We start from the raw sequence: 1,017 nt of genomic DNA, 5'->3' as shown, positions 1-1,017 counted from the left end.
CGCCGAGAACGGCTTCATCGTGGTGACGCAAGTCGGCAGCCAGACTTTCGGCATCGTGGTCGACGGCGTGTTCCACACCGAGGAGATCGTGGTCAAGCCGATGTCCACAAAGCTGCGGCACATCGACATGTTCTCCGGCAACACCATTTTGGGTGATGGCGCCGTGATCATGATCATCGATCCCAACGGGATTGCCAAAGCGCTCGGTGCCTCCGGCTCCTCGGCCCATGACATGGCCGACGACAATGCCTCAGCCCACGCCGCGAGCGGCGAGCAGCTCACCTCGCTCTTGGTGTTCCGCGCCGGCTCCAGCCAACCCAAGGCGGTGCCGCTCGGCCTCGTCACCCGGCTGGAAGAGATCGCAACCGACAAGATCGAGCTCTCGAACGGCCGCTACATGGTGCAGTACCGCGAGCAGCTGATGCCGCTGGTGCAGATGGCCGGCGTCGAGGTGCAGTCGCAGGGGGCGCAGCCGATCCTGGTGTTCGCCGATGACGGCCGCTCGATGGGGCTCGTGGTCGACGAGATCATCGACATCGTCGAGGAAAAGCTCAACATCGAGGTCGCAGGCTCGCAGGACGGCATTCTGGGCTCGGCCGTAATCAAGGGCCAGGCCACTGAGGTGATCGACGTCGGCCACTTCCTGCCGATGGCGTTCGCTGACTGGTTCTCGCGCAAGGAGATGCGCCCGTCGGCCTCGGCGCAGTCGGTGCTCTTGGTCGATGACAGCGCGTTCTTCCGCAACATGCTGGCGCCGGTGCTCAAAGCCGCCGGCTACAAGGTGCGGACCGCGGGCGGCGCGCAGGAAGGCCTCGCTGCGCTGCGCTCGGGGCAGGCCTTCGACGTCGTGCTGACCGACATCGAGATGCCCGAGATGAACGGGTTCGAGTTCGCCGAGAACATCCGCAGCGATCACAATCTCAACCAGCTGCCGATCATCGCGCTGTCGGCGATGGTGTCGCCGGCGGCGATCGAGCGCGGCCGGCAGGCCGGCTTCCACGACTATGTCGCCAAGTT

At 65.1% G+C, this 1,017-nt stretch carries 1 protein-coding gene; it reads left to right on the top strand.

The window, feature by feature from the left end:
* A partial coding sequence (locus tag AKN84_RS44295) for a response regulator (protein WP_128971734.1) occupies window positions 1-1,017 on the top strand: 1,017 nt, incomplete at both ends.

It is taken from the genome of Bradyrhizobium tropiciagri (genome assembly GCF_001189845.1).
Lineage (GTDB): Bacteria > Pseudomonadota > Alphaproteobacteria > Rhizobiales > Xanthobacteraceae > Bradyrhizobium > Bradyrhizobium tropiciagri.
Note: the sequence above shows the minus strand (reverse complement) of the source record. Positions and strands in the feature narration are given on the sequence as shown.